The sequence below is a fragment of the Aeromonas sp. ASNIH4 genome, from assembly GCF_002934425.1.
Taxonomy (GTDB): domain Bacteria; phylum Pseudomonadota; class Gammaproteobacteria; order Enterobacterales; family Aeromonadaceae; genus Aeromonas; species Aeromonas hydrophila.
This window is the reverse complement of the sequence record NZ_CP026217.1, coordinates 4,275,417-4,297,237: the sequence shown is the minus strand read 5'-3', so window position 1 is coordinate 4,297,237 and position 21,821 is coordinate 4,275,417. Positions and strand designations below refer to the sequence as shown.

General features: G+C 57.0%; 28 protein-coding genes. 24 read left to right on the top strand and 4 right to left on the bottom strand.

Annotated features, from left to right (window positions below; translation table 11 throughout):
- Positions 1-3: 3 nt before the first annotated feature.
- The 3 genes from lfgN to lfgA form a co-directional block, all read right to left on the bottom strand.
- Positions 4-447 carry a lateral flagellar protein LfgN gene (gene lfgN, locus C2U40_RS20095; RefSeq protein WP_103827127.1) on the bottom strand — a complete coding sequence of 148 codons (444 nt, stop codon included), beginning with the start codon at positions 445-447 and terminating at the stop codon, positions 4-6.
- Entirely contained in the window at positions 444-719 is a 276-nt protein-coding gene (gene flgM, locus C2U40_RS20090) for a flagellar biosynthesis anti-sigma factor FlgM (protein WP_017782423.1), read from the bottom strand. The genes lfgN and flgM overlap by 4 nt, the downstream gene beginning before the upstream one ends.
- Positions 720-795: 76 nt before the next feature.
- Positions 796-1,596 carry a lateral flagellar basal body P-ring formation protein LfgA gene (gene lfgA / locus C2U40_RS20085; RefSeq protein ID WP_181014725.1) on the bottom strand — a complete coding sequence of 267 codons (801 nt, stop codon included), beginning with the start codon at positions 1,594-1,596 and terminating at the stop codon, positions 796-798.
- A gap of 51 nt (positions 1,597-1,647) precedes the next feature.
- Between lfgA and lfgB the strand changes: the two genes are divergently transcribed.
- The 24 genes from lfgB (at position 1,648) to C2U40_RS19970 (ending at position 20,973) form a co-directional block, all read left to right on the top strand.
- Complete coding sequence (gene lfgB, locus C2U40_RS20080; protein WP_005305804.1) at positions 1,648-2,037, top strand: lateral flagellar basal body rod protein LfgB; 390 nt, start codon at positions 1,648-1,650, stop codon at positions 2,035-2,037.
- A 2-nt stretch (positions 2,038-2,039) separates the two neighbouring features.
- The gene (gene flgCL / locus C2U40_RS20075) at positions 2,040-2,465 is read left to right on the top strand and encodes a lateral flagellar basal body rod protein FlgCL (RefSeq protein WP_017409402.1); all 426 of its coding nucleotides are present in this window, start codon (positions 2,040-2,042) and stop codon (positions 2,463-2,465) included.
- 3 nt (positions 2,466-2,468) lie between these two features.
- Positions 2,469-3,164: a flagellar hook assembly protein FlgD gene (locus C2U40_RS20070; RefSeq protein WP_029302040.1), complete on the top strand. Its 696-nt coding sequence runs from the start codon at positions 2,469-2,471 to the stop codon at positions 3,162-3,164.
- Positions 3,165-3,182: 18 nt separating this feature from the next.
- Entirely contained in the window at positions 3,183-4,376 is a 1,194-nt protein-coding gene (flgEL, locus tag C2U40_RS20065; protein WP_103827125.1) for a lateral flagellar hook protein FlgEL, read from the top strand.
- A 10-nt stretch (positions 4,377-4,386) separates the two neighbouring features.
- Positions 4,387-5,121, top strand: a complete 735-nt coding sequence (gene lfgF / locus C2U40_RS20060; RefSeq protein WP_017409405.1) for a lateral flagellar basal-body rod protein LfgF — start codon at positions 4,387-4,389, stop codon at positions 5,119-5,121.
- 83 nt (positions 5,122-5,204) lie between these two features.
- Entirely contained in the window at positions 5,205-5,990 is a 786-nt protein-coding gene (gene lfgG, locus C2U40_RS20055; protein ID WP_017409406.1) for a lateral flagellar basal-body rod protein LfgG, read from the top strand.
- Positions 5,990-6,661: a flagellar basal body L-ring protein FlgH gene (gene flgH / locus C2U40_RS20050; RefSeq protein WP_039213944.1), complete on the top strand. Its 672-nt coding sequence runs from the start codon at positions 5,990-5,992 to the stop codon at positions 6,659-6,661. The genes lfgG and flgH overlap by 1 nt, the downstream gene beginning before the upstream one ends.
- Positions 6,662-6,669: 8 nt before the next feature.
- Positions 6,670-7,773 carry a lateral flagellar basal body P-ring FlgIL gene (gene fgIL, locus C2U40_RS20045; RefSeq protein WP_017409408.1) on the top strand — a complete coding sequence of 368 codons (1,104 nt, stop codon included), beginning with the start codon at positions 6,670-6,672 and terminating at the stop codon, positions 7,771-7,773.
- Between the two features lie 8 nt (positions 7,774-7,781).
- A complete protein-coding gene (locus tag C2U40_RS20040) occupies positions 7,782-8,180 on the top strand; it encodes a rod-binding protein (protein WP_017409409.1) in 399 nt (132 codons plus the stop codon).
- The gene (gene lfgK / locus C2U40_RS20035; RefSeq protein ID WP_017409410.1) at positions 8,180-9,499 is read left to right on the top strand and encodes a lateral flagellar hook-associated protein LfgK; all 1,320 of its coding nucleotides are present in this window, start codon (positions 8,180-8,182) and stop codon (positions 9,497-9,499) included. The genes C2U40_RS20040 and lfgK overlap by 1 nt, the downstream gene beginning before the upstream one ends.
- A gap of 10 nt (positions 9,500-9,509) precedes the next feature.
- The gene (gene lfgL, locus C2U40_RS20030; protein ID WP_103827124.1) at positions 9,510-10,409 is read left to right on the top strand and encodes a lateral flagellar hook-associated protein LfgL; all 900 of its coding nucleotides are present in this window, start codon (positions 9,510-9,512) and stop codon (positions 10,407-10,409) included.
- Positions 10,410-10,430: 21 nt separating this feature from the next.
- Complete coding sequence (locus C2U40_RS26605) at positions 10,431-11,432, top strand: hypothetical protein (protein WP_181014724.1); 1,002 nt, start codon at positions 10,431-10,433, stop codon at positions 11,430-11,432.
- A gap of 49 nt (positions 11,433-11,481) precedes the next feature.
- Positions 11,482-12,768, top strand: a complete 1,287-nt coding sequence (locus C2U40_RS26600; RefSeq protein WP_181014723.1) for a motility associated factor glycosyltransferase family protein — start codon at positions 11,482-11,484, stop codon at positions 12,766-12,768.
- Positions 12,765-13,040 carry a hypothetical protein gene (locus C2U40_RS20020; RefSeq protein ID WP_103827123.1) on the top strand — a complete coding sequence of 92 codons (276 nt, stop codon included), beginning with the start codon at positions 12,765-12,767 and terminating at the stop codon, positions 13,038-13,040. Before C2U40_RS26600 ends, C2U40_RS20020 begins: the two co-directional genes overlap by 4 nt.
- A gap of 188 nt (positions 13,041-13,228) precedes the next feature.
- A complete protein-coding gene (lafA, locus tag C2U40_RS20015; RefSeq protein WP_039213951.1) occupies positions 13,229-14,068 on the top strand; it encodes a lateral flagellin LafA in 840 nt (279 codons plus the stop codon).
- A 119-nt stretch (positions 14,069-14,187) separates the two neighbouring features.
- Entirely contained in the window at positions 14,188-15,471 is a 1,284-nt protein-coding gene (lafB, locus tag C2U40_RS20010; RefSeq protein ID WP_103827122.1) for a lateral flagellar capping protein LafB, read from the top strand.
- Between the two features lie 53 nt (positions 15,472-15,524).
- Positions 15,525-15,917: a lateral flagellar export chaperone LafC gene (lafC, locus tag C2U40_RS20005; RefSeq protein ID WP_044801248.1), complete on the top strand. Its 393-nt coding sequence runs from the start codon at positions 15,525-15,527 to the stop codon at positions 15,915-15,917.
- A gap of 309 nt (positions 15,918-16,226) precedes the next feature.
- Positions 16,227-16,379, top strand: coding sequence for a hypothetical protein (locus tag C2U40_RS26770; protein ID WP_227290564.1), 153 nt, complete (start codon positions 16,227-16,229; stop codon positions 16,377-16,379).
- Complete coding sequence (gene lafE / locus C2U40_RS19995; RefSeq protein WP_181014722.1) at positions 16,370-17,458, top strand: lateral flagellar hook-length control protein LafE; 1,089 nt, start codon at positions 16,370-16,372, stop codon at positions 17,456-17,458. The genes C2U40_RS26770 and lafE overlap by 10 nt, the downstream gene beginning before the upstream one ends.
- 38 nt (positions 17,459-17,496) lie before the next feature.
- Positions 17,497-17,955 (top strand): lateral flagellar basal body-associated protein LafF, encoded by a 459-nt coding sequence (gene lafF, locus C2U40_RS19990; protein ID WP_039213955.1) that lies wholly within the window; start codon positions 17,497-17,499, stop codon positions 17,953-17,955.
- Between the two features lie 7 nt (positions 17,956-17,962).
- Entirely contained in the window at positions 17,963-18,676 is a 714-nt protein-coding gene (gene lafS, locus C2U40_RS19985; RefSeq protein WP_103827120.1) for a lateral flagellar system RNA polymerase sigma factor LafS, read from the top strand.
- Between the two features lie 47 nt (positions 18,677-18,723).
- Complete coding sequence (gene lafT / locus C2U40_RS19980) at positions 18,724-19,581, top strand: lateral flagellar motor stator protein LafT (protein WP_103827119.1); 858 nt, start codon at positions 18,724-18,726, stop codon at positions 19,579-19,581.
- Positions 19,581-20,528 (top strand): lateral flagellar motor protein LafU, encoded by a 948-nt coding sequence (lafU, locus tag C2U40_RS19975; protein ID WP_017409424.1) that lies wholly within the window; start codon positions 19,581-19,583, stop codon positions 20,526-20,528. Before lafT ends, lafU begins: the two co-directional genes overlap by 1 nt.
- Positions 20,515-20,973 (top strand): hypothetical protein, encoded by a 459-nt coding sequence (locus tag C2U40_RS19970; RefSeq protein WP_103827118.1) that lies wholly within the window; start codon positions 20,515-20,517, stop codon positions 20,971-20,973. The genes lafU and C2U40_RS19970 overlap by 14 nt, the downstream gene beginning before the upstream one ends.
- Here the strand turns inward: C2U40_RS19970 and C2U40_RS19965 are convergent.
- A complete protein-coding gene (locus C2U40_RS19965) occupies positions 20,909-21,763 on the bottom strand; it encodes a lytic transglycosylase domain-containing protein (protein WP_103827117.1) in 855 nt (284 codons plus the stop codon). The genes C2U40_RS19970 and C2U40_RS19965 overlap by 65 nt on opposite strands.
- Positions 21,764-21,821 lie beyond the last annotated feature (58 nt).

Sequence of the window (21,821 nt, the reverse complement as noted above, 5' to 3'; positions counted from 1 at the left end):
GGATTAATCCGGAAAGCGTTCCTGCTGCCCATAAGCGGGTTCCTGACCCAGCAGCGTATTGATGGTTTCTATCTGGCCCGCCAGCAAGCGGCCGTTGAGCTCGTTCTGACGCAGACATTGCTGCAACAGCTGTTCCAGCTGCAGCCACTGCTTGGCAACCTTGTGTTGCAGGTTGGCGGGCAGTTTTTCGATGAGTGCCGCCATCCCCTTTTCATCAGGCTTCAATCCCAGCCCCAGCAGATGCTGACAGCGTTGCTGCGCCTGTTGCTGCACCTGCATCATCAGTTGTGTTTGCTGCTGATTATGTTCAGCCAGCGCGTCGACGTCGTGAGCTGCCAGCAGACTGTGCTGGCGCAGCAGCAGTTGTTGCAGGGCGACATAGCGGGTGCCGTCTTGCTGAATGCCCAGGATCAGCTCTTTGACCCTCTGCTTGGCGTCCATGCTCATCGACGATGCATGTCCAGAATGGCCTGACCCAGCGCATCCATGTCGAGTTCGAGCTTGCCCTCGCTGATGGCCTGGCGGATCCGGTTGACCTTGTCCATGTCCACGTCGGAAGTCGTAGCCAGTTCGGCCCTCGCCTGATTCACGAACTGGGCCGTGGTGCTGATCTGGGCATCTGCCTGGCTGGCGCGTGGCTGCGACGGGGTTGATGGCGCTTCCTGCTTGCGTTGCAGCTGGGCCTGAACATAGAGCGGGTCGGTGCGTGTGATCTTCATAACGTCAATTCCTGATGGTCTATCTATGACAAGCGACCCAAGGTCGATGTAACTTAAATCAAACCCGTGCTTTGCGTTAAAAACGGGTTTCAACTTCTCCCTTGTCGATCACCCAGGCCTGGATTTCCTTGCCTGAACTCAGATTTTTCACCCGAATTCCCTCGCCGATGGCCCCGTTCGCCAGGGCTCGGCCCCGCGTTGTGGCGGAAAATCCATCTTGGCCAGCCCGGATCAACACCCCTTCACCTTCCCGTATGGCCCAGGCTTTCTGCAAATCCAGCTCACCAATCAACTGACCCATCCGCAGGTTGCGGTTGCTCTTGCTGCCCACCAGAGACTCTGAGGTGGGCACAAAGCCACGTTGCAACCGGTTGACCTCAAGTGATTTTTCGATCAGATCGCCCGGTCGGATGACATGACCTCTCGGCAGCTCTTGTGCCGTCACCCAGACCGGCAGCATCAGTGTCACCTCGACCCTGGCCCTGATCTGCCAGGCCGGGTCGACGCACTCTGCCAGATAGGGTCGTCGTCCCCAGGGCTGACGGTACTGACCGCCGGCCTGCAGGCGGATGGGTTGCGAACAGTCCGGCAGATGGGAGACTGCCGGGGAGATCCAGACCTGATATTCCGCTTCGGGCGCTGGCCAGCCCTGCTGCTGCAGATAGGCATGCAGGGCCTGGCTGGCATCTTCCTGCAACAGTGCTTCGAGCTGCCGGGTCAGGGCGGTCGGCTCGGCCAGCAGTGACCATGACAGCAGCCACAGGGCCAGCAGGTTGATTCGCTTCCATACGGGAAACAGTGCTTCCCCTTTTATCCGTGTTATCAGCCACTGTCGACGCTGTAACCAGCGGAAATAAAGGTTCTTCATGGTTGGCATGAGTCTTGATAAAGAGTGCACCGGTCTGACTGATTCATAGAAGGATGAAGCATGAGTATCTCATTTGACAGCGCTTTGGGTGTACACCCTTATGCCCTCGATGTGCGGGCGGATCGGGCGCGTATCCTGGCAGGCAACCTGGCCAATGTAGATACCCCAGGTTATCTGGCCCGGGATGTCGATTATAAGACGATTCTGGGGCGTGTCGCGCAGCAAGTTGCAGCGGGAGACGAGAGTGCCGCCATTGCACAAGGCAGCATGGCCAATGACATGCAGCATCCTCTCTATCGCATTCCCTATCAGGTATCGATGGATGGCAACACCGCCGAACTCAGCGTCGAGCAGAGCAAGTTTGCCAACAATGCCACTGATTTCCAGACCAGTCTCACCTTTCTGAATATGAAAATTACCGGGATCGCCAAGGCGATCGAGGGCCGCTGATTATGTCGTTCAATCGCATCTATGACATTGCCGGTAGTGCAATGCGAGCACAAACCGTTCGTCTGGACACAGTTGCCTCCAACCTGGCGAACGTGGACAGTGCCGCGGGCAGTGAAGAGGCAGCGTTCCGTGCCATCAAGCCGGTGTTCTCCACCCTCTATCAGCGGGTGCAGGATGCCGAGTCGCTGGGGTCGGCCCAGGTGCAGATTGCCGGCATAGTGCAATCGGATCGTCAGGTCGAGAAGCGTCTTGAGCCCACCAACCCCCTGGCTGATCAGGACGGCTTTGTCTACTACTCCAACGTCAACGCGGTGGAGGAGATGGCCGACATGATGAGTGCCTCCCGTGGTTTTGAAACCTCCGTCGAGGTGATCAACCGTATCAACAGCATGCAGCAGGGTCTGTTGCGCCTGGGTCAGGGAGTGTAAGCCATGAGCCTGCCTCAGGTAAGCAGTCTGGATACGGCCCGCAGCACCAGCCAGCGCAACACGACACCGGACATTGCCCCCAATAACACGGCTGCCGGCCAGAATGCCCAGAGCGGTATGCAGTTGCGTAACGAATTCCTGCAGATGATGGTTGCCCAGATCCAGAACCAGGATCCCACCAACCCGCTGGATGGTGCCCAGTATGTTACCCAGCTGGCCCAGTTCAGCATGGTGGAAGGGGTGGAAAGCCTGAAAGTCTTGCAGCAGAAGTCCATCAACATGATGGATACCCAGCAGGTACTGCAGAGTACGGACCTGATCGACAAGGAAGTGATGGTTCCGAGCAAGACACTGACCAAGAGCGATGAAAAAGCGATCCGGGGGCAGGTGGAGCTGGCCGGTGCCGCCGATCAGGTTGAGCTCAAGGTGTATGACGAGCACGGCACCCTGGTTGCAACCAAGAACTGGGGTGAGAGCAAGGCCGGTGGCCTCGACTATGAACTGCCGCCTTTGCCTGCCGGTGAATACAGCTTCGAGGTCAAAGCCTCGCTCAACGGTGTGGCGACCACTACCAAGAATTATGTGGCCAGCACGGTAGAGCGGGTCACCCTGCCTGGTACAGGCGAAATCATGTTACAGGTGGCCGGAGTGGGCGATGTCCCTCTCTTCAGCGCCATCCAGTTCGGCAAATCGGCGTAATCAGATAGGAGCGAAACTGTGTCTTTCAGTATCGGATTGAGCGGCCTGCGCGCCGTAAACCAGGAATTGAGTGTCATCAGCAACAACGTGGCCAACGCCAGCACGGCCGGTTTCAAGTCAAGCCGTGCCGAGTTTGCCGCCATTTATGGCGGTGGCCAGGCTGGTGGTGTAGAGATGAACAACGTTTCCCAGAATTTCGACCGCAATGGTGACGTGACCCGTACCGGTCGAGGGCTGGATCTGGCGATCTCGGGCAGCGGCTTCTTTGTACTCAAGGACAGCAACGGTCAGACCTCCTATACCCGGGCAGGCATGTTCCAGCGGGATCCCAACAATTACCTGACCACCGCCAGCGGTACCCGGCTGCAAGGCTACACCACCAATGATGCGGGCGAACTGCAGTCCGGCGTGGTGGGAGACATTCAGGTCAAGGCTGGCAGCCTGCCTGCCAAACCATCCGACAAGCTGGAGTTCGTCGCCAACCTCAAGGCCGATGCCGGCGTGATCGACCAGACGGCCCATCCGTTCGACCCAGCCAAGTCGGACAGCTTCAGCTATTCCCAGTCCAGCAAGGTGTATGACTCGCTGGGGGTTGAACACACCGTCACCCAGTATTTCGTCAAGACGGCCGACAACACCTGGCAGGTCAATTATGCCTTCAATGGCACCAAGACAGGCACACCGGTGACGCTGGAGTTCAACACCAACGGTACCCTGAAATCTCCGACGACCTCCCCGGTCCTGGACCTGACTCCGCCCGGCGCTGACAAGATCTCTCTGCAGGTCGATATCGCCCGTGTCAGCCAGTACGCCTCCGATTTCAACGCCACGCGCAACCAGTCAAATGGTTATGCGGCTGGCGATCTGACCGGGGTGCGGGTGGATGCCGATGGTGGTGTCTATGCCACCTTTACCAACGGTCAGAGCCTGTTGCAGGGCCAGGTGGTGATGGCGAACTTCACCAACCCCAACGGTCTGCTGCAAACCAACAACACCACTTGGCAGCAATCGTTCAGCTCTGGCCAGCCGGTATTGGGTGCCCCTGGCACAGGGACCATGGGGTCATTGACCGCAGGGGCCTATGAGGGCTCCAACGTGGATCTGACCGGGGAGCTGGTCAGCCTGATGACTTCTCAGCGCAACTATCAGGCCAACGCCAAGACCATCAGCTCCGCTGACAAGATGACCCAGGTTCTCTTCAACTCCTTCTAAGGCTTGATGCGTGGAAAAGCTTATCTATACCGCCATGTCGGGGGCGCAGCATACCCTGATGGCCCAGCAAATCCGGGCAAACAACCTGGCCAACGTCAACACGGCCGGCTTTCGGGCTGACTTCGAGCGCGTGTCGGCCTATGCCCTAGCCGGTGATGGTTATCCAAGCCGGGTAATGGCCCGCGAGGAGCTGGCCGGTACCGACTTCAAGGCGGGAGCCCTGATGCAGACGGGCCGCAAGCTGGATGTGGCGATCCGTGGTGAAGGCTTTATCACGGTCCAGACCGCCGATGGCAAAGAGGCCTATACCCGGGCCGGCAATCTGGAGAGCGATGCCGATGGTCTGCTGACGCTCAATGGCCGTCCGGTACTGGGGGAAGGTGGGGAAATGGTGCTTCCTGCCTATCGGGATCTGAGTTTTGGCAAGGACGGTTCACTCAGTATCACACCGCCCGGCGGCGGTGCCCGGCTGGATGTAGGGCGTCTCAAGCTGGTGAATCCGGACCCGGCAGAACTGGTCAAGGGGCCGGATGGTCTCTTTCGGTTGCGTCAGGGCGGGGATGCCGAAGCCAGTGAGCAGGTGGTACTGGCGTCCGGCTTTCTGGAAGGGGCGAACGTGAATGCAGTCGACGAGCTGATCAGCAGCATGTCGCTGACCCGCAATTTCGAACTGCAGGTCAAATTGATGAAAACGGCGGACGATCAGGCCCGGCAAGGTGCCCGGTTGATTTCCGGCCAGGGCTGATGAGTGGCGGGCTTGCCGCCCGCCACGGCCAATTCGCATTGAGGGGGCGTTGACGCCCTCATGAATCAGGTGGAGAGACGAAGATGCACGCGGCACTTTGGGTAAGTAAAACCGGTCTGTCGGCGCAAGATGCCAAAATGGCCAGTATTTCCAACAACTTGGCTAACGTAAACACGGTCGGGTTCAAGCGCGATCGGGTTGCTTTTGAAGATCTGTTCTATCAGGTGCAACGCCAGCCCGGGGCCCAGCAGGATCAACAGAACCTGTCTCCCATCGGCATCCAGATGGGTAACGGTGTTCGTGTGGTCGGCACCCAGAAAGTGTTCACTCCCGGCCAGTTCCAGAACACCAATCAGGAGCTGGATATGGCAGTCGTGGGGGCCGGTTTCTTCGGGGTGGAACGCCCTGACGGTGAGACCGCCTATACCCGTAATGGTCAGTGGCATCGCAACGCCGAAGGACTGCTGGTCAACTCCGATGGCTTGCCCATGCTGCCGCAGATCCAGATCCCGGACAATGCGACCAAAGTGTCCATCGGCACCGACGGAACCGTGAGTGCGACTTTGCCGGGCCAACAGGAAAATGTGGAGCTGGGTCGTATCACCCTGACCAACTTTGCCAACCCTGCCGGCCTGGAAGCGCTCGGTGGCAACCTCTATCGAGCAACCGGCGCCTCTGGCGAGGCCATTGAAGGTGTGCCCGGTGAAGAGGCCATGGGGGCCATCAAGCAGTTTACGCTGGAGAGCTCCAACGTCAACGTGGTGGAGGAGATGGTCGACATGATCACTACCCAGCGGGCTTATGAGATGAACGCCAAGGTCGTCTCGTCGGCCGACCAGATGCTCAAGTTCATTACCCAAGCGCTGTGATGATGAAAACGATGTGGCGTTATCTGTGGGTGGCTCTGCTGTTGGGCGGTTGTGCCACCTATGAGCTCAAGGCTCCCGAACCGGGTGAGGAAAAGTGGGCGCCTTCACGCCCCAAGTTGCCCGTCTCGGCCAAGGGAGAAGACGGCAGCCTCTATCGCGGCGACTACATGATGACCCTGTTTCAGGATCGTCGAGCCTATCGTATTGGCGATATTCTCACCGTGGTGCTGGAAGAGCGCACCCAGTCGAGCAAGAAAGCCAACACCAGCATGAGCAAAAACAGCAGCATGAATGTGCCGGCGCCGACCATTGGTGGCAAGGTGCGTTCTGACTGGGGGGCGTCACTCAGCGCGGATCGTGACTTTGATGGTGGTGCGACTTCCAGCCAGCAAAATACCCTGGCCGGCTCGATCACGGTGACGGTGGCCGAAGTGATGCCAAACGGGGTGCTGGGGATCCGCGGCGAGAAGTGGATCCGGCTCAATCAGGGCGATGAGTATATCCGGTTGGGTGGCATGGTGCGGGTTGAGGATATCGACCAGAGCAACCGTATTTCATCCCAGCGCATCGCCGATGCCCGCATCACCTATGCCGGGCGTGGAGCCCTTGCCGACAGCAACCAGATGGGGTGGCTGGGGCGTTTCTTCAGCTCCGCATTCGCCCCCTTTTGAGGTCTTACATGAACAGATGGTTTATCACCCTGCTTTGCCTCTGCCTGCCCTGGTGGGCCAATGCCGCACCCGCCAAGCGGGCCTTGCTGGATATCGCCGATGTGCAGGGGATGCGGACCAACCAGCTGGTGGGCTATGGGTTGGTGGTGGGGTTGTCCGGTACGGGTGACAAGAGTCAGGTCAAGTTCACCGGCCAGTCGATGGCCAACATGCTCAAGCAGTTTGGGGTCCAACTGCCGGATGATATCGATCCCAAGCTCAAGAACGTTGCGGCGGTGTCGGTTCAGGCCAATTTGCCGGCTTTGGCTGGCAAGGGGCAGATGGTGGATGTAACGGTCACCTCGATCGGGGATGCCAAGAGTCTGCGCGGCGGTTCGCTGCTGCTGACGCCACTGCGCGGTATCGATGGGGAAGTGTATGCCGTCGCCCAGGGCAATCTGGTGGTGGCTGGGGTCAAGGCCGAGGGGCAGTCCGGTTCCTCGGTGACTATCAACGTGCCGACCGCAGGGATCATTCCCAACGGCGCCATCATAGAGCGCGAAGTGGCCAGCAACTTTGCGGAAAAGCCCGAAGTGACGCTCAATCTGCACCAGCCCAACTTCAAGACCGCTCGCAATGTGGAGCGGGAGATCAATCGTCAGCTGGGGCCGGTGGCCAGAGCGGTCAGTGCGGGGCGGATCCAGGTGGCGGCACCCAAGGACGAGAGCCAGCGGATCTCGTTCATGGCGCTGCTGCAGGACATTCAGGTTGATATGGGCAAGGAGCGCCCCCGGGTCGTCTTCAACAGCCGGACCGGAACCGTGGTCATGGGGCAGGGGGTCAAGGTTCACAAAGCAGCGGTCAGCCATGGTAGTCTGACGGTGACCATTGGCGAGAGCCAGACGGTCAGTCAGCCCAATGCCTTCTCCAATGGGCAGACCACCACGACCCCCAACTCGAAGATCCAGGTGGATCGGGAACGAAACAACATGTTTGTCTGGCCGGATGGCACCTCACTGGAGGTGATCGTCAAGGCAGTCAACTCGCTCGGGGCAACCCCCGATGACGTCATGGCCATTCTACAAGCACTCGATGAGGCTGGTGCCCTCGAGGGAGAGCTGGTGGTCATCTAAGGATCTCTATGACCAGAATAACCTCGGAACCTGGGTTTTATCAGGATCTCAACGAACTGCAGCAGATAAAGAGCAACCCGGATCAGCGTGCCGCATTGGATGCGGCCGCCGGCCAATTTGAAGTGAGCTTTCTGCAAACTGTGCTCAAGCACATGCGCTCAGCCTCCGATGCCATGCAGGACGAGGATGACAAGCTCATCAAGGGCCAGGAGCTCTATCGCGATATGTATGACAGCCAGCTGGCGATGAGCATGGTCAAGCGCGGCGGCATCGGGTTGAAAGAGCAGATGGTCAGCCAATTGGCGCCGACATTAAAGAATGCCGAGTCGGTGGTCGCTTCAGAACAGCAGACCCTGGCTGCCTTCAGTCAGCCTCTGAATTCGGCAAAAATGAGGAAAGTTGACTGATGTCGCTGCTCAATATCGGTTTTAGCGGACTTAACTCGGCCCAGATCGCGTTAAATATCACCGCCCAGAATATCGCCAACGTCAATACCATCGGCTATAGCCGCCAGGAAGCCATGATGGGCAGCCTGTCCGGTTTTGGCCGGCTGGATAATGGCCAGGGGGTAGAGGTAACCGGTGTTCGCAGGATCACGGATGACTATCTGGTCTCCCAACATTGGCGCAGCCGCTCTGCAACCGGCGCCTCTTACTCTTTCCATCAATACATCAATACCACCGAACAACTGCTGGGCAGCGAGTCGATGAACATCGCCAAGGGACTGGACAGTTTCTTCGCCTCTCTGAGTGCAGCGCTCGACAGCCCGGAAACGCCGGCTCAGCGTAGCCAGATCGTCAGCTCGGCGGGGGCGCTGGCCAACCGCTTTGGCCAATTGAATGAAAGCATGCTGACCCAGGAGAAGCAGATCGATGATCAGCTCAACAGTACCGTTTCTCAGGTCAACAGCTATCTGAAACAGGTTGCCGAGCTGAACACCCAGATCAGCGAGCAGGCCTCCAAGGGCGTCAATACCTCGGTGCTGGAAGACAGTCGTGAGCAGATCGTACGTGAACTGTCGACCTTCATGGAAGTCCGGGTCAACCGGCAAAGTGACGGTTCGTTCTCACTGAGTCTACCTCAGGGTCAGCCGCTGGTGCTGGCCGGCAGCAGCAGTACACTCTCGCTGGCGGGCGACAAGCTCAGTTTGAGCTTCGGTCCGCAATCGTTCGATATTCCCAAGCTGCATGGCGGCAGCCTGGCGGGGGTCATGGAATATCGGACGACAGTTCTGCGTCCGCTGCGTGACGAGCTCAACCAGATCGCGAAAAAACTGGCGGATGATTTCAATGCCAAGCAGGGTGGCGGTGTCGACTTGCATGGTAATCCGGGCAAGCCGCTCTTCACCTACGATCCCCTCAACCCGTCCGGCACTTTGAAGATTGCCGATGGCTTCACTGGCGATGACCTCGCCTTTGCCAAGGCCGGCGGCGGCAGTGGTGACAACCGCAATCTGCAGGAGCTGTTGACCATCAAAGATGATCAATATGATGCCTACAGCGCCTTGCTTGGCCGGATGGCGGTACAAAGTGGCCAGGCCAAGGCCACCATGACGGCTGATGCGAATATGGAGAAACAGCTGGCCACCAAGCTGAGCAGCGTCAGCGGGGTCAACACGGATGAGGAAGGGGTCAAGATCATGGCCTATACCAAGGCGTATCAGGCCAACGCCAAGGTGATCAGCACTTCAGAGCAACTTTTTACCTCCATCCTGAACATGTTCTAACGGAGTGATCATGCGCATCAGTACCAACCAGATTCAACTCAGCATGCTCGACAACCTGCAGCATGGTTTTGGTGAATATGCCCGCCTCGATCGTCAGATCTCCACCAACAAGCGTATTCTGCAGCCCTCGGATGACCCGGTAGGGAGTGTGCGTCTGCTCGGATTGAAGAAAGAGCAGGTGGCCATGGAGCAGTATCAGAAGAACATTGCCAATGCCAAGAGCCAGCTCTCCCAAGGAGAACAGCAGCTGGAAACCATGACCAACATGCTGATGCGGTTGCGCGAGCTGACTCAGACCGCTGCTACTGGCTCATTGTCAGAAGATGATCGCCGGGCGGTCGCCAGTGAGACGGCCGTTATCAAAGATGGTTTGCTCGATCTGGCCAACGCCAGAAATGAGAGTGGCTCCAGCCTCTTTGCGGGCAGCCAGGTTGGCAAGACTGCCATCGTCAAAACCCCGACCGGTGACTACCAGTATCAGGGGGATGCCTTGATCCGCGAGGTCAGCATCGCCAAGGGGGTGACCGTTGGGCTCAATCAGACGGCGGATCAGCTGTTCATCCAGAATGGTGACTTCTTCAAGCAACTCGATGCCGTGGTGGATGCCCTGGAAAATGGTGCGCCGGATGCAGCCGACCAAGCCCGTGACATGCTGGGGCGGAGCAAGACACTGCAGGATGATATCAGCCAGATGGTCAGCACCATTGGTGCCCGCATCAATCTGCTCGAACAGGTGGATGAAGGGCATGCCGAGAAGGGGACCTATAGCAAGGAAGTGAGTAATCAGATAGAGTCCCTCGACTATGCCAGTGCTGTCACTCAGCAGGCCCATGTGCTGATGGCTCTGCAAGTTCAGCAGCAGGCCTTTGCCAAGGTCAATGGGCTGAGTCTGTTCAATTACATGCCATAAGTTCAGCTTCAGGGAGCCATGATGCAGATTCAACAAACCCGTTTGGGCGGCGTGGCCGAAACGCCAGCCCAACCCAGACTGCGCGGGCGTGTGACTGCTCAGAGTGCGTCCCAGCCAACCAGCAAAACTGAGCGCCATCCCAATATTGTCCGGCTGGACCGCTGGGCCCTGATCGGTACGGCGCAGCAGCGGATCGCCCACGCGCAGGGGGGAGAACAAGCGCTGAGCCAGGTATGGGGTGAATTGAAACGTCTCGAACAGCAGCTTGGCCAAAATCGTGCCGCGAGCGGTGATCTGGTATCACGCCTCAAGTTGCTGGAAGAGAAGCTGACCCAGCCCCAGGCACCACTGACCACAGAGTTGAAGCCCCGCTTGCTGGCGTCAGCAGGGGAGAGCCGGGTAAGTTATGGCTCGGAGCGGCTCGACCTGCTGAGCCCCAAAGCGAGTGCAGAACGCCTGGTTTTTTCCTTCCCACAAACCAGCAGCGCCGTCGAGGTGATGCTGCCTGCTGGCGCCAATGAGGCGGAGGTGGTTACCCGGCTGGATCGGGCTCTGCGCAAAGAGCACATCCAGGCTCGCTTGAACGAACTGGGCAAGCTGGAACTGACCGTACCCGAGCTGCATCGACGCAAACTGGATGAACCGGTTCTGCTCAGCGGCGAGGGGATCCGTATTCCGGCCGGCAATCCTGTTCCGGTGCAGTTCAAACCCAAACCTGGGCAGTTGACCCAGCTGGGGGAGGGCATCGACAAGGGGGAGCTCAAGCAGGAACAGCAGCGGCTGAAACGCCTGTTGGGTGAGATTGAGCAATCTGTCCGTGAGTTGAAACAGTTTCGCCAACGCATGGTCAAGCAGCTTGATCGGGTCAAGGCGCGCAGCCAGAACCTCAAGCAGGAAGAGCTTGAGCAGCTGCAGGGCAAGCTCAGCCAGCAACTCAAGGAGGGGGGCTTCATGGGCACCATGGCCGGCCTGCTGGCACAGGCAAATGTCTCCCGCCAGAATGTGGTCGCGTTGCTGACCTGAATACCTTCTTCTCTTTTTTCATTCCTCTTCTGCAAGTGACATTACCCACATGATCGACTATTTCCCCCAGCATGCAGAGCTCATTGCTCGTCGCTGGCCTGCCGTTTTGGCATGCCTGCAAGCACAGGACGTCAACAGTGTGCCTGCCGAACTGGTAGAAGGGCTCAGCTCCACCCTGGCCATCAACGGCATTCAACTGACCAGTCGTCATGACAGGATGCAGGAGGCCGAACGGATTGCTGCCATGTCTTCGGCAAAAGCACCGGAGCTGACTTTGTATGGAACCGGTCTTGGTGACGTACCGCGGGTACTGTTGAGGCGCAAGCGTCTGCGCCGGCTGAATGTGAAGATCATGAATGCCTCTATCTTTGCTCTGGTCTTGCATTTGACGGAACAGTTGGACTGGCTTTCTGACCCCAGGGTGAACCTGTTGCTTGCTCAAGAAAATGAGCTGGTCATGTCCCCTTTTCTTTTCCTCACTTCGGAATTGGAATTGGCGGATGAATCTGCCGCCAAGATCAGGGATAGAGTCCTTATCCAGAGTCGGCTTGAGGCAATCAATGAACAATTCGGACAGGACTGGGTATCGGAGCGCCTGGCTGACAATCTGGACCTATTGCGCGAAGATGCCGATGTGGCGCAGTTATTTGGCACAGCCAAAGGGCGGGATGCTTATGTCGTGGCTACAGGGCCGACGCTGGCTCATCATCTGAGTGCATTGAAAGCGGTTTATGAGCGACCTGAGCGTCCTCTTTTCATCTGTGTCGACACGGCGCTACGGCCTCTGATGGCCCAAGGAATCAAACCCGATATTGTTGTGACCATAGATCGGCACATTCACCTTGGTATCCTGGATCCCCTGCACTCTTCCCATATTGCTCTTGTCTATATCCCCATGGTGGACAACATGGTGTTGTCACAATGGCAAGGCCCGCGGTATGGCGCTTATGAGATGTTGGACACCTATGCCGGCCTGCAGAAGAAATTGCGGCGGGCATCCCTCTTTACCGGGGGTAGCGTTATTCACCCTGCCACAGACCTGGCGGTCAGGATGGGGGCCCACAACATTACGCTGTTTGGGGCCGATTTCTCCTTTCCTGAAGGCCGGACTCACACCGGATGGCAGGATGGTGAACTGGGTAGTGATGCCCGCTATGGTCGCAGAACAGTACCCAATGGACATGGTCAACCGGTGAAAACACTGCTCAGCTTCTGCATCTATCTGAATGGCTTGGAAGTTTATATTCAACGTCATCCCGAGGTGAATTTCATGAATAGCAGCCGGGACGTGGCCCGTATTCTGGGTACCAGTTACCATGAGGAGTTTGCCGGATGATCGATGTGGCCAGTTTCAAGGCTGGGGCAGATGCACTGGCCGCCTTGTTGCGTGAGGGAAAGGATGAAGAGGCCTGCTTCGAATGTGGACGGATGCTGCAATTGCTGACGCCGCTGATGACGAATCTACCGGTCGAGCTGCAATCATCGTTGCTGCTTCTGGCAAGGCAGTTGCTGCAATGTCAGGAACGTCATGATTGGGTTGGACTGTCTGACTACCTGGAGTTCGAACTTCCGGTCTTGCTGGATGATATTGATCGCGCCTTGCGCTGATTGTCACTGCGATTATTCCTACTGGGCTGGCACTTTGTCAGCCCCGATGTTTTTCCGCTGAGCATGCCCTTCTTAGGCATAAAAAGAAAAATCCTTCTCTTGTGTTCAATTTTTTCCAACCCATGGTCGTCCTTCTATTTTGTCTACCTAACAAGCTGCAGTGCAGCGCCTAAATCGAGGAAATAACCATGGGCTTGTCCATTCATACCAACTTTGCTTCCATGACCACCCAGAACCAGCTGAACTCCACCAACAAGATGCTGGGCACCGCCATGCAGCGCCTGGGTACCGGTCTGCGCATCAACTCCGCAGCCGACGATGCGGCCGGTCTGCAAATCGCCACCCGTCTGCAGGCTCAGTCCAACGGTCAAAAAGTGGGTATGCGCAACGCTCAGGATGCCATCTCCATGATCCAGACCGCTGAAGGCGCCATGGACGAGATGACCAACATCACCCAGCGTATGAAAGATCTGGCTACCCAGGCAGCCAACGGCACCAACAGCGATAAAGACATCTCCGCCATGGACGCCGAATTCAAGGAGCTGGGCAAGGAGCTGGGCAACATCCGTGACAACACCACTTTCGGCGGCACTGCTTTGCTGAAATCCTCTGGTAAATTCGAGGCCGGTGCGGTTTCTTTCCAGATTGGTGCCAGCGCTACCGAGAAGCTGGACTTGAATGCCTCCACCCAAGTGAAAGCGGTCAACACTGCCATCACCAGCGCCGCCGCTGTGACCCTGAGCTCAGGTAATGCGACTGCCCAGATCACTGCGATGGACAGCATGCTGGAGAAGATCGGTGAAGCCCGCTCCACTTTCGGTGCCAACATCAACCGTCTGGAGCACACCGTCAACAACCTTTCCAACATGAAAGAGAACACCGACATGGCGAACGGCCGCATCATGGATGCCGACTTCGCTCAGGAAAGCACCAACATGACCAAGAACCAGATGTTGATGCAGGCCGGTATGTCCGTTCTGTCCAACTCCAACCAGATGACCGGCATGGTAACTGGTCTGCTGCGTTAATGAATCGCATGGCCGCTCCTGTGGGGCGGCCTTTGTCTGACAAGGGTTGTCGGTTGGAAAGAGTCGAGGCGGCTTTTTCCAACAGGCATGCCAGTTGAGTGAAATGAAGAGGGATTAAGATGCAAATAGATCCGGCCGCTACGGCGATGCAGCTAGTCGCTATCGAGCGAAAAAATATGGACGCTTTGCTGAAGAAGCAGATGGATGGCATCAAGGGTCAGCAGAGTGCGCTCAGCACCCTCAACACCAAGCTGTCGACCTTCCAGACCATGCTCAAGGATCTCAACAAGGCGTCCAATTTACAGGCACAGAAGGCAACCATGTCCCAGGAGGGGGTCATGACGGTGACGAGCAACGGCAAGGCCAGCTCGGGACAGTACAACTTCTTTGTGGAGCAACTGGCCCAGTCCCATCAGGTTGGTCTCAGTCTGGATAGTGAAACGGCCCCCCTGCCTGCGGATGGAGTCTTCTCGCTCACCGTCAAGGGAAAGACTATCGACATCGATCTGACCACCTTGCCAGCAGGATCAACCGTCAAGGATCTGGTCTCCAAAATCAACGATGCCAAGGATAATCCCGGCGTCAAGGCGACGTTGGTCCGCACCGACGGCAAGGTCAACATGGTGCTTACCAGCAAGGACAGCGGGCTGGATAATACCATCTCTGTCAACTACAGCGGAGATGCGACCAATTCGCTTGGGGCCGCGATAAGCGGCAAAACGGACATTACCAAAGCCCAGGATGCCAGGTTGCGGATGGGGGGGGACAACCCGTTGACCATCACCTCCGCCAGCAACAAGATCGAAAACGTGGTCGATGGTCTGACACTGCAGCTGACCAAGGCCCAGAAGAGCGGTGATGCCCCCTTGTTGGTCAACATCGAGCAAGACAAGGAGGCGGTGACCGGCTCGCTCAAGAAGTTTGTTGAGAGTTATAACGAGTTGGTCGATGAGCTGGCCAAGATGACGTCCAGCGATCCCAAGGCTCCCGGTGCTCTCTCTTCCGACAGCGGGGTGCGCAGCCTCAAGAGCGTGCTCTCCAACAGTGTGCGCGACCTGCCCAATGGCCTGAGCCTTAGCAGTCTGGGTATCAAGACCGACAAGGCCGGCAAGCTCTCCTTCAGCGAGACCGATTTCAACAAGGCGTTGGACAAGGACCCCGAGCTGCTTGGCAAGGCGTTGCTGGGCGATGATGGCCTGCTCAAGCGCATGAGTGATTCACTCGATCCTTATACCAAGCGTGATGGTGCACTCAAGGGTCGCAAGACGGGTCTTGAGGCGAGCGAGAAACGCATCAAAGAACGTATGGATGCGCTGGATCGCCGCATGGACTCCGCGTATAAGCGCTATCTCAATCAATTCAGTACCATGAATCAAATGTTGCAGACCATGGGTGCTCTCTAAACCGGCACGCTTCCTGCTGTCTGTGGCATCTTTCCGGAACAAGCGAGTTGTACATGTTTGAAGATCAAGATGGCTACGATGCCTACCAATTCGCCGCTACCCAGGCCAAGGCGGCGAGTGCGGACCCACATCAACTGGTGCTGATGTTGATGGATGGGCTGCTCGATGAAATGGCCCGGGCGGAAGGCCATATTCTGGCCAAGCAGTTTGAGCGCAAAGGGCAAGCGATCAACAAATGCCTGCAGATCCTGGGTGGACTGGACAGTGCGCTGGACATGGAGAAGGGCGGGGAGCTTGCTGTCAACCTGCATCGTCTCTATGACTACTGTGGTCAGCGCCTGTTTGAAATCAGCGTGTCGAACGATGTGGCTGGGTTCGCCGAAGTGCGTCGTATCCTGCTGGAGCTGAAGGACGGTTGGGAAGCAATGGCGCGTCATCCTCGCTGATGCGGAAGTGATGCTTCCTTCTTTCCCCGGCCTGATCTCTGACCATTCTCCTGAATTCCTGTATTTCTCAGCTGGCCTGCTCCTTGCTAGCTGGCAAGGTCATTTTCATTGGGGGCCATCACCATGTCGGTAACCGGAACTAAGCAACTTACTGCAGAGCATGAGACTCGCCAGCGCCAGCTGCTGGGGTTGGGACGCCTGATATTGCAGCAGGCCCGTGCCGGCCAGTGGGATGCAGTTCGTTTGGCTGATAGCCGATTGTCCCAGTTCATTCAGCATATGCAAGGGCAGCCAGAATTATGGGCCGCCATGCAACCTGCCAGGGATCAGGTGCGATCCTGGCAGCAGGAGGCCCTGCTGCTTTGCCAGCAAGAGACGGCCTTGCGTAAGCGGGAGTGGCAGGAGCTGTCCCAGAAGCGGGAAGGGCTGCAAGCCTATGGTGAGGTACAGGAATGGGCATGATTCAATTTCCAGGCCTTGATGGCTTGGCTGCGCTTGATTCCTCAGGATTCAGTCGTCTTTCCCGGCAGCCTGATGGCCAGGGCGACACATACCAGCCGCTGGACCTGCCATTCATGGAAGAGCTGGTGGCATTGCCTTTGCCAGTTGAACCCATCGACGAAAAAGAGTCGGATGTGACTGATGAGCAGCGAGATGATGCCACAGAGCAGTTGGATTCTTTCAGCAACCTGCCCCCCGTTTTCCTCTTGACCGATGATGCTGCGAGACTGTCGATGCTGCGCCAGGCACAACCTGTAGCCGCAACGACTGGTGGAGGTGTTGAGTCTGTCCGACCTGACGGATCGTCAGCCGTCTCGGCGGTATTGCGTTCACTGTCTGCCTATGGTCGTTCTGATTACAACAAGGTAGCAGGGGAGACGGCGGGTCCTCGGAGTGAAAATCAGGTGTTCGTCTCCAGTACGGATGCATCCAACCGCATGGGCACACAGCCTGCTGGGCAGACGATGGACCCGGTATTGCGTGACAAGGTGATTGCCAGTGTGCAGCCCCTGCTTGCGATCGACGGTGTCGGTGAACGTGAATCCACCTTTGCCGATGTGAAAGGTGTGATCAGCAATCTGGCGCCTGTGACTGCCCTCAAATCGGCCGAGTATCAATGGGCTCCTGTGAAGTTGGCCGACAACCCCGCTCAGTGGGGACAGCAGCTGATGGATGTGCTGAAAGACAAGGTGGAGCTTCAGGTCAACCAGCAGATCAAGCAGGCCCATATCCGCCTTGACCCCCCCGAACTGGGTCGACTCGAGTTGACTGTGCGTCTTGAGGGGGATCGCCTCAATGTTCAGCTCAACGTAACCAATCCTGCGGTGCGCGAGGCATTGATCCAGTCGATGGAACGCTTGCGGATGAGCCTGGCTCCCCATCATGCGGGGGGAGTCGAAGTCAACGTGGGTCAGGGGGGGGAGCAAGAGCGCCAGGGTAAATGGCAACAACAGCAGATCATGGCCGGACGACGTCAATGGCAGGAAGAGTTCGAGCCTGCCGATAGCAGTGGACGTGACTGGTTGAACACCCTGGTTTGATTTTTATTATCCGGCAATAGCGAGAGTGATTTCATATTATGCGGCGAGTGGTTAAGTGGTTGATGATGGGCGTGATGGCTCTGTGCCTGCTGGCCGTGCTGGCCTATGGGGCCTATCTGAAGCGAGATCTGGTTGCCGTATGGCTGGGATTGGCTGAGCCAAAACCCGAGCTCAGTGCCACTCCGCTGTTCAAGCCGATGGAGCGCTTTGTCATCAGCCTGGAAGGGGGTGTTGAGTCCCATTATCTCGTACTCGAGTTGGCTTTGGTGACCCACAATCCGGCACAGCTCAATTCGCTCAATGAGCTGACACCATTGATCCGCAATGCCATGGTGCAGTATTTCAGTCACCGTACCCACGATGACGTGAAGAAAGAGCTGCAGAACATCACTGCACTGCAAAGCTCTCTATTGGGCAAGCTGGTCACCACGTTGCAGAGTTATGGTTACAAGACCTATCTGGATGAGGTGTTGATCACCAAAGTGCTGGTGCAGTAACGCATATATGATCGATGTCGACTGGGATAGCCCGCATGAGTTCAGCGCTTCTCCTCCCCGTACGGGCGAGCAGGCCATACTGACCCGATATTTGCCGCTGGTGAAGCGAGCGGCCAGTCACTTGCGCAGTCAGGTGTCGGCTTGCTTCGATCAGGAAGATATGGAACAGGTTGGCATGATGGGGCTGCTGGAAGCCTGGCGCCGATACGACAGCGAGCCTGATGCCCAGTTTGAGAGTTATGCCTTCAAGCGGATCCGTGGGGCCATGCTGGATGAGCTTCGCCGCCTGGATTGGCGGCCGCGCCAGCTGCGACAGCAAGTACACAGTCATAACCAGGCCCAGCGCGAATTGCACAACCGATTGGGGCGTCCTCCCTCAGAACAGGAGCTGGCCACGGTACTGGAGTGTTCCGTCGAGGAAGTGCGTCAATTGGCCTACGCCAGTCAGGCTGAAGCGCTACATAGCCTGGAGGAGTGGCTGGAGAACGGTGGCAAGGCGCCAGCTACCGAATCCGATGATGTCGATATGGCGATGACTATCAGCAAGGCGCTGACCTCGCTGGACAAGCGTGAGCAACTGCTGCTCTCCCTCTACTATCAGCAAGAACTGAACATGAAAGAGATTGCCCTGGTGCTGGGGCTGACGGAGTCTCGGGTTTGTCAGTTGCACAAGCAGTGTGTCCTTCAGCTCAAGCAGCGTTTGGTCGACTCCATTTATTAACGCTTCACCATCCCTGGTGAGGATCCTTGAATTCTGCGGGAGCGTTCATGCAAAAACAGATAGGCCTTGGCGTCATTTTCATATGTGTGCTGGGTGGTTTCATGATGGCGGGTGGCAAGCCCATTGCCTTGTGGCAACCTGCCGAGCTGATCATCATCATCGGGGCTGCGGTGGGCTCCATGTTCCTGGGCAATTCAAAGGAAGTGATGCATGAGATGTGGCGGCAGATGAAGTTGTGCTTCAAATCCAACAAGGATGAAAAAGAGATCTATCGCGAGCTGCTGACCCTGATGCATCAATTGCTGGAGGAGACGTGCAACAAGGGCATGAAGGCGCTGGATGAGCACATTGAGAACCCGCAACAGAGTTCGGTGTTTCTGATGTATCCCCAGATATCGGAGGATCCTCAGTTGCTCGGTTTCATCATCGACAACCTACGTTTGCTGGGTATGGGCAAGATCACGCCGCATGAGCTGGATACCGTGCTGGAACAGGAGATCATGGCCATTGAGGAAGACATGCTCAAGCCGGCGCACGCACTGCACAAGACTGGGGAAGCTTGTCCCGGTTTCGGTATCTTGGCAGCCGTGATGGGGATCATCATCACCATGCAGCAACTGGACGGCCCGCTGAGCAATATCGGTGTACATGTCGCCGCCGCACTGGTCGGCACCTTCATCGGTATCTTCCTCTGTTACTGCCTGCTTGAGCCCATCAGCAATGCCATGGAAGAGATGGTGAAACGGCGGATCGGGCTGCTCATGTGCATCAAGTCCATTCTGATCGCCCAGTTGCGCGGCAAAACCCCGCTTATCTCGGTTGACTCGGGTCGCAAGATGCTGGAGCCCGATGTGAAACCCAGCTTCCTTGAACTGGAAGATTGGGTGACCAACAGGGCCATGTAATGCGCAATCACGAACAGATCATCATCAAACGCCAGCAACGGCGTAACAGTGCGCCCAAGGGAGGCGGAGCCTGGAAAGTCGCCTTTGCTGATTTTACCCTGGCGATGATGGCATTTTTCATGGTGCTCTGGATCCTGGCTGTTTCCAGCCAAGAGGAGCGTGAGGTCGTTGCCAGCCGCTTGCGTGATTACAGCATCATGGACAGCGAGGCCAATCCATTCGATATCAGAAATAGCCCCTATCCGGTTGATCTGGGTGGTAATCCTTCTGTATTGGAAGAACTCAGTCCCAAGTTCGTAGAACAAGGGCAGAGGATGCCGAGGCACATGGAGCGGGATCGCAGTATTTTTTCTGATGGTGCCAGCGGTGGTTATGAAAGCCTGTTGGTCGGAAAAATTGAAGGCGAAGCACAGATGAAGCAGCTGGCCGGTTTCATTGGCTCGCTGGCTGAGCAGATGCAGGCCAAAAATAATCTGGAGTTACAGCTGGTCCCGCAGGGTCTGCGGATCCTCATTCGTGATGATGACGAGCGGGAGATGTACAGCCGTGGCAGTGCTCGCATCAGCCCCTTCTTCAGGCACATGCTGATGGCGCTGGCTCCGATTTTTCAACGCGTCGAAAATCGAGTCATGATTTCTGGTCATACCGACAGCACCCCTTTTGCGGGGGATAATTACAGTAACTGGGAGCTGTCATCCGATCGCGCCATGATGGCAAGGCGGGTATTGCTGGCCGGTGGCATGCCTCCGGAACGAGTAGGGCAGGTCGTCGCCATGTCGGATACCATGCTGGAGAATACGGCTGACCCACGGGGCAGCCAGAATCGCCGGATTGAACTGCTGGTGATGACCAGTCAGGCAGAAAAGAATCTGGAACAACTGTTTAGCGCACAAACGCAAGCCGCCGTGAAGCAGGCCAAGGACGAAACTTCCCATGGACAACCTTGAAGTAGCGCTGTTGGAACCGAGCGAGTTCAATGATCCCCGCCGCAAGGTACCCCGCTGGTATCTACACGACGGTACTACCCCCTTGGAATCACAAAGCTGCGGCATTGCCGCGCGGCTGATGGTCTCTGGTTTGCTGTTTGACAAGAGCATCGGCAGGGCAGTGATCAAGGATATTGGGCCGGGAGGCGTTGGTTTTCTGGCTCCTGCCCGTTTCATCCTGCCCGAGACGGTTAGTCTGTCCCTCTCCCCCCGGATTGTGCTCGATTGCCGTATCACCCATCGACGAGCAATCGGGCAATATCTCAGTTTCTATGGCGCACGCTGGTCGGTACCTGAGTCAGTCGATCTCTCACCGGTACTCAGCCATTGGCGTCACTGTTTCATGGCAACAGGGGTGGGCGCCTCGTGTCCAGCCCCAGTGGATCCTGTAACGCATCCAGCTTGATCTTACCCCGACTCATATCCAATCCTCTTGCCGCTTGCAGCAACAAGGGGTCATGCAAGCTTTCCAGTGACACTGCCTTGCGAAACACTAATTTGCTGTTCTGGTGCGTCGGGGCAGGAGAGCCTCCTTGGCTGTAGACGATGGGACAGTTGGTGATTCCGGGAGCATCGGGAAGCTGCCACGCCGGATTCCAGCGGCTTGCTTCATTCATCGCTACCCCCTTTGTCATGGCCCACTGCAACAGGGAACAACTGCCAGGATGCATGGCTACCTGAATATTTTCCCCTGCTTGCCAGGGGGGCAGGGTGAGTTGGTGTTGTTCTGCTCGATCAAGCAATTGGGCGAGCGCGATAAAGCGAGCCACATAGAGGCGTGTTTCCGTGGGTAACTGCAGCTCCCATACATTGCGCGTACCTGCATTGAGCACAGCTTTTAGTACTCGGCCCTCCCCCGCGTTATAGGCCGCCAGCGCTAGTAACCAGTCCTGCCCAAAGAATTGATGAAGCCAGCTGAGATAGGAAAGCGCAGCATCAGTCGCAAGGGGCAAGGAGTAGCGGCCGTCAAAGCTTGGCATCATGGGAATGGAGAAGCGTGCGGCTGTGTCCGGCATCAACTGCCAGGGACCTGCGGCTCCCGCTGTCGATACCACATCCAGCCGATAACTGCTCTCAATCAGTGGCAAAAAGGCCAGCATACTGGGCAACTTGCGAGCGCTAACCTGTTGTTCCACCCAGCGGATCATTGGCTGGGATTGCGCCAGTCGTCTTTGCAGGTGATCTCGTTGCTTCAACAGAAACTGGGTTTGCTGAGTGACCAGGTCAGCTCCTTTTCCTTGTATTGGAGTAGGA